General features: G+C 40.1%; 5 protein-coding genes and 1 pseudogene. 3 read left to right on the forward strand and 3 right to left on the reverse strand.

All coding sequences use genetic code 11. The features are described 5' to 3' along the window. Positions 1-13: 13 nt before the first annotated feature. Positions 14-652 carry an NADPH-dependent F420 reductase gene (locus CUN59_RS20915; protein ID WP_104389602.1) on the forward strand — a complete coding sequence of 213 codons (639 nt, stop codon included), beginning with the start codon at positions 14-16 and terminating at the stop codon, positions 650-652. Positions 653-714: 62 nt separating this feature from the next. Here CUN59_RS20915 and aroF read toward each other — a convergent pair whose 3' ends face one another. The 3 genes from aroF to CUN59_RS20930 form a co-directional block, all read right to left on the reverse strand. Next, positions 715-1,767: a 3-deoxy-7-phosphoheptulonate synthase gene (gene aroF / locus CUN59_RS20920; protein ID WP_104389603.1), complete on the reverse strand. Its 1,053-nt coding sequence runs from the start codon at positions 1,765-1,767 to the stop codon at positions 715-717. Between the two features lie 509 nt (positions 1,768-2,276). Continuing rightward, positions 2,277-2,657: a hypothetical protein gene (locus tag CUN59_RS20925; protein WP_104389604.1), complete on the reverse strand. Its 381-nt coding sequence runs from the start codon at positions 2,655-2,657 to the stop codon at positions 2,277-2,279. A gap of 47 nt (positions 2,658-2,704) precedes the next feature. Then, positions 2,705-4,381, reverse strand: a complete 1,677-nt coding sequence (locus CUN59_RS20930) for an ABC1 kinase family protein (RefSeq protein WP_104389605.1) — start codon at positions 4,379-4,381, stop codon at positions 2,705-2,707. 307 nt (positions 4,382-4,688) lie between these two features. On the opposite strand from CUN59_RS20930, the gene ybiA reads away from it, so the two are divergent. Further along, positions 4,689-5,147: a riboflavin biosynthesis intermediates N-glycosidase gene (ybiA, locus tag CUN59_RS20935; protein WP_104389606.1), complete on the forward strand. Its 459-nt coding sequence runs from the start codon at positions 4,689-4,691 to the stop codon at positions 5,145-5,147. A 252-nt stretch (positions 5,148-5,399) separates the two neighbouring features. Beyond that, positions 5,400-5,765 (forward strand): annotated as a pseudogene (locus tag CUN59_RS20940) (tetratricopeptide repeat protein); the annotation flags it as partial.

A 5,765-nucleotide genomic window follows, 5' to 3' on the forward strand; every position in this document is an offset into this window, starting at 1 on the left:
CCTGGAGGTTTAGATGAAAATTGCTGTGATTGGTGCGGGTAACGTCGGTAGCCGTCTTGCTAAACTGTTTATTTTAGCAGGTCATGAAATCACTATTGGCTCGCGGGAACAGGAAAAAGCGATCGCAATTGCGGCACAACTTGGAGAAACGGTAAAAGGTGCAAAATATGCCGATGCCGTAGCGAGTGCTGATGTAATTATAGTTACAACTCCCTGGGCAAATAATACAACTTTAGATGTAGTTCAAGAACTCGGTGACTTAACTGGCAAGATTGTGATTGATTGTACCAATCCTCTCGCGCCTGATTATATGTCAAATACATTAGGATACACCACTTCTTCAGCCGAAGAAATTGCTAAACTCATTCCCGGTGTACCTGTGGTTAAAGCATTCAATACAATTTTTGCTGAAGTCATGGAACCTGGCAAGCAAATATTTGATGGACAAAAAGCTACAGGCTTCTACTGTGGCGATGATGCAGCAGCTAAAGCAATAGCTGCAAAATTGATCGAAGATGCGGGATTTGAACCTGTTGATGCTGGAGTCTTACAAAATGCTAGATATTTAGAACCAATGGCCCAGCTAAATATTCAAATTGCCTATGGACTCGGAGGCGGAACTAATGTTGCCTTCCGCTATATGCGACGTTAGCAATACTGGGAGGTTCAGATCCCCGACTTCTTCAAGAAGTCGGGGATCTTTATACCCTATATTTAAACCATAGCTGGTTGTGGCCATCTACCCACCGCTTTACCAATCACTGCCAATTCTGACATTAATTGATCAAAAGCATCTGGGGTTAAAGATTGAGGTCCATCGGATAGAGCTTTTTTAGGATTAGGATGGACTTCAATCATGAGAGAATCTGTACCAGCAGCGATCGCGGCCATCGCCATCGAAGGAACAAACTCGGACCAACCCACACCATGACTAGGATCAATCATCATCGGTAAATGTGTCAACTTCCGCAACACCGGCACAACGGATAAATCTAAAGTATTGCGAGTATACTGACGGTCAAAAGTTCTAATTCCCCGTTCACAGAGAATCACATTGGCATTACCCGCCGCTAAAATATACTCCGCCGCCATTAACCAATCTTCAATAGTCGCCGCCATTCCCCGTTTTAACAGCACTGGTTTAGGTTGCGCTCCCACTTTCTTCAGCATGGAGAAATTTTGCATATTTCTCGCCCCTATCTGAATCACATCAGCAACTTCGCCAATTTTCTCCAAGTCTTCAGTATCCATTACTTCCGTAATAATCCCCAGTCCACTCACTTTCCGCGCTATTGCTAACAATTCCAAAGCACTTTCACCATGACCTTGAAAAGCATAGGGTGAAGTACGGGGTTTATATGCGCCACCCCGTAAAAACTTGGCCCCCGCAGCTTTTACCCGCAGTGCCGTTTCCACAATCATTTCCTCATTTTCTACCGAACAGGGCCCAGCCACAACCACCAAAGGATGATGTTCACCAAACACTACATCCCCTTGAGGAGTATTCACCACCACCTCAGAAGCTTGACCATGACGGAACTGCCGACTAGCTCGTTTATAGGGTACTTCGACTCGTAATACTTGTTCAATCCATTGACTCAATTCTTGAATACGGGGGGGATCTAAATCCGCCGTTTCGCCCACTAAAGCAATCACTACTTTATGCTGACCAATGATTTTTTCTGGTGTTAGTCCCCAGCTAGATAGTTCTGTAGCAATCCGATTTATCTCTTCCTGTGGGGAACCAACCTTCATGACAACAATCATTTGCAAGTTCCTTTTTAAGTAAATTTTTTATTAACTAATTATTAGATTAACAACAAAAACTTATGAAAAAAATGTAACGTCAGGTACTTTTTTTTCAAGAGGGGGTAATTGGTGCTTTAATTTTTACTAAAATTTAATGCGGATAAATTTAAATCATAAAAGCTAAAAACTATATCCCTGTAAAAGTTTGCAAACTCTTAGATATAAGCGAATCAGCATAAGAGTACAATTATAATTATCAAATACAGGCACTTTAGTATTAATTTTCCATAAAAGGGATGCAATTGGAACTTGAATCCCAATATACCCCCTACTACAATTCCTGCAACCAGGAAAAAGAATCAATGGGAAAAAACAGTTGATAATCTGAAAAATCAAATTTCCAAACTGAAAAAATAATTCTTGAATGGTAAGTATTCAGCTATAAAAGAAGTCGGGGATCTTTTTACCTCACCTGAATTCTTACCTTGAATGTAGAGATGTGGACTAAAACATCTCTACATTATTCTCTAAGACCAAGAATCTAAATCCAAAGACTGCATTCCTTGGTTTTTAACATAATCTAGTAAACCTTCCAACTGCCACCAAACAAATAAACAAGTTCCTAAACTCAAGGGTAAACCAATACCCAAAGCTAAGGGGGAGGGAAAACCAAATATCTCTAAACCGCAAGAGAGAAATAGACATACCCCAGCAGTAATGCCCAGAAATGGTACTATCAATTGTTTATAAAAAAAACGAGTATTAGTCTTTTGTTCACCAGATTTATCCTTTGGCCATTGTTGGATAATAACCTTTAAAGTTCCAGATAAAGCAATACCAGAGGTTAAGGCAGTGAGAAACCCAACTAATAGTAAAAAGTAAGGCGGTTGTAGAGGATAATAGTACATTAAAACTCCTGATTGTTATTAAAATTCGTTTTTATTTGCTCAAGACATTACTTAGCCAAAATCGCTGCTACACTTTCTTTCGAGAACTCTGTTAACAGCCCGATTGCCACATTGAGTAAACGATTTGGGGGTAAATCATCCTTAACTAAATCCCAGAGACGTTGTACTTCTTCTGTGTGTAAACGGTCATCTTCAGTTAGTGCTAGTACCAACTGGCGACGGAGAAATTTACCCTCTTCTGAAAGTATAAATTCCAAACCCATTTTTGCTGTTGGTAAAACATCAAATTGGCTATCAGTACGCGCAATGGTAATGAGATTTTCTAACCGTTGCCACTGGAATTTACCATCTTTAAATAACACATTGAGTAACCGCCGCCTTAATGCTGGAGATTCCCCGGTTAATAACCGCCGGGCTATGTAGGGATAACCCACTTCCACAATTTTGAAATCTGGGTTAAGACTTAAAGCAATACCTTCTTGTGTCACCAAAGAACGGATAATCAAAGCAAACTTTGCTGGCACTCGGAAAGGATATTCATACATCAATTCCGAGAAATCATCGGTAATAGTTTTGAAATTGAAATCCTGAACATTTTTGCCAATAGCGTTACCTAATACCGCTTCTAAGGCCGGAATAATGGGAGCAATATTAATTTTGGGTGTCAAAAACCCAAGTTTAACAAAATCTACCGCTAAATCGGCGTAATCCTTATTGACTAAATGGACTAAGGCATCAACTAAACTTTCCTTGGTAGTTTCTTCTAATTGATCCATCATGCCAAAATCAATATAAGCCATGCGACCATCGGGCATAGCAAATAAATTACCAGGATGGGGATCGGCATGGAAAAATCCATGCTCTAATAGTTGTTGTAAGCCGGTAGTGACACCGATTTGAATAATGGTTTCTGGGTCTAAACCTAGAGATTGGATACCCTGAATGTCTGTCAGTTTAACGCCATTAATCCATTCCAGTGTTAAAACATAATGACTGCTATACAACCAATGGATACTGGGAACTTTGACTTCGGGATTGTTACGGAAGTTATGGGCAAACTTTTCCGCATTCCGCCCTTCATTGATGTAATCAATTTCCTCAAATAACTTAGTGCCAAATTCATCCACAATTAAGGTTAAATCATGGCCGAGATTGAGGGGTAGCCAGGGAGCAAGCCAACTTGCCGCCCAACGCATGAGGTATAAATCTTTGGTGAGTAAGGGGCGTAAATTGGGGCGTTGTACCTTAATTGCTACTTCTTCACCACTAACTAAGCGACCTCGGTAAACTTGACCTAAACTAGCTGCTGCTATTGGTACAGGGGAAATTTCCCGAAACATTTCGCCAATTGAGCGATCTAGTTCTGTTTCGATAATGTGGTATGCCAGATCATTATCAAAAGCTGGTAACTGATCCTGTAGTTTGACTAGTTGTTCTAAAAAGTCTTTGCGGATTAAGTCGGGACGAGTAGATAGCGCTTGACCAACTTTGATAAATGTCGGACCGAGATTGGTAAGTATGTGTCGCAACTGGGTAGCGCGTTTTCCCTGATTTTCCTCTACTTGATTTTGCCATTCGTCCCACTTCAGACTAAGTATAAATCCTACAAAAGACCATAGGATTCTCAGTAGTCGTCCCCATGCTAACCAGGGACGGTAACGAAAGTAACGAGCGATCGCCTCTGGATTATACTGCTTTAATTCAGCAGGTTGATACTGACCCACGCCTTTATTTGCCTCTTCAACTGGGAAATTGACACCGTCATCGTCATCCTGAATGCTAACTTAGTGGTTGATACAGGATGATGGTAGTTTTCGGTTTAGTAAGAAAATTTGACCGCACCTAGAAGTAACAGCTTATGAACTCAAGCTGTTTCACTAGTTTTATTTATCTTTCTCTTAATTATACTTTATAAAACTACAAACTTTTCTGGTATGTCTGAGGTATTTTATCTTTTCTTAATATGAAGTTGTTTGATATCAGAACGATATGACTGATTTTGCTAATTTAGTATAAAAGACAAGTTTTCAGATGACTATTTACTTTTACAAGGTTTGTCAGCCCTATGGCTGTTTTTCTAACTTTTCTCCCCACGGTATTGAGGTGGAAGGTATTTATTGGCCAACTGTTGAGCATTATTATCAGGGACAAAAGTTTGTTGGTACTACCGATGCCTCGATTATACCTTTAATCCATGATGCTCCTACCCCAGAAGAAGCTGCTGCCTTAGGACGTTGTCCCTCTCGTCGTCTCCGTCCAGATTGGGAATTGGTGAAAACTCAAGTCATGCGGGTTGGGGTGCTACAAAAATTTATCACTCATCCTGATATTAGGGAAATATTATTAATTACAGGTGATGAAATGCTCATAGAAAATTCACCTACAGACTATTTCTGGGGATGTGGTGCAAATCATACCGGAGAAAATCACCTCGGTAAAATCCTCATGGGTGTACGGGCAGAAATACGGTTACAGTTATTGGAAATATGAGAATTTTTATACTAGCTGTCTATTAAAATACTGTTTAGGTACTGAAAAAACGCTCAATCACTTAAGGTAAAAAATCTCACTTCGACAAGCTCAGTAACCACTCAAACTCTCATTATTCGCCGTCCTGTGTGTCTGGAGTGGTTTGATAATTTATTTTTGGGTCATTTATTTTTGGGCAGTCCCTTACTGAGAATATCTTTGAAAAGGTGATACACTGAGTAAAAGTTGCAATTTTACCAAATAGTAATTTTTATGAAAAGTAAAAACCAACAAAATAATTGGCTGGTATTACTGGTAGGTCGTGGCTATATCACTCTGTCCGTTAGTATTCTGTTGTTATGTGGGGTGGGTGGGGTTGTTGACTCTAACCGTGTTTTGGCACAGGATGATTTACTGAAAATTGCCCAATCTCCAGCAGCAACAAAGGAAAATGCAGAACGGCTTTTGGAAGAGGGAATGACACTTTACCAACAAGGATCAGCAGAGTCCTTGGAACAAGCAATTCAAAAATGGCAAGAGGCTAGATTATTGTATCGGACTGTGGGCGATCGCCGTAGGGAAGCTATCACTCTCAATAATATCGGTCGTGTCTACGATGATTTAAGAGAAAAACAAAAG

This window comes from Cuspidothrix issatschenkoi CHARLIE-1, assembly GCF_002934005.1.
Lineage (GTDB): Bacteria > Cyanobacteriota > Cyanobacteriia > Cyanobacteriales > Nostocaceae > Cuspidothrix > Cuspidothrix issatschenkoi.

What these genes read in the sequence shown, in the direction of transcription:
- CUN59_RS20915 (WP_104389602.1), top strand. Translation starts at nt 14, where the DNA reads ATGAAAATTGCTGTGATTGGTGCGGGTAACGTCGGTAGCCGTCTTGCT.
- aroF (WP_104389603.1), bottom strand. Translation starts at nt 1,767, where the DNA reads ATGATTGTTGTCATGAAGGTTGGTTCCCCACAGGAAGAGATAAATCGG.
- CUN59_RS20925 (WP_104389604.1), bottom strand. Translation starts at nt 2,657, where the DNA reads ATGTACTATTATCCTCTACAACCGCCTTACTTTTTACTATTAGTTGGG.
- ybiA (WP_104389606.1), top strand. Translation starts at nt 4,689, where the DNA reads ATGACTATTTACTTTTACAAGGTTTGTCAGCCCTATGGCTGTTTTTCT.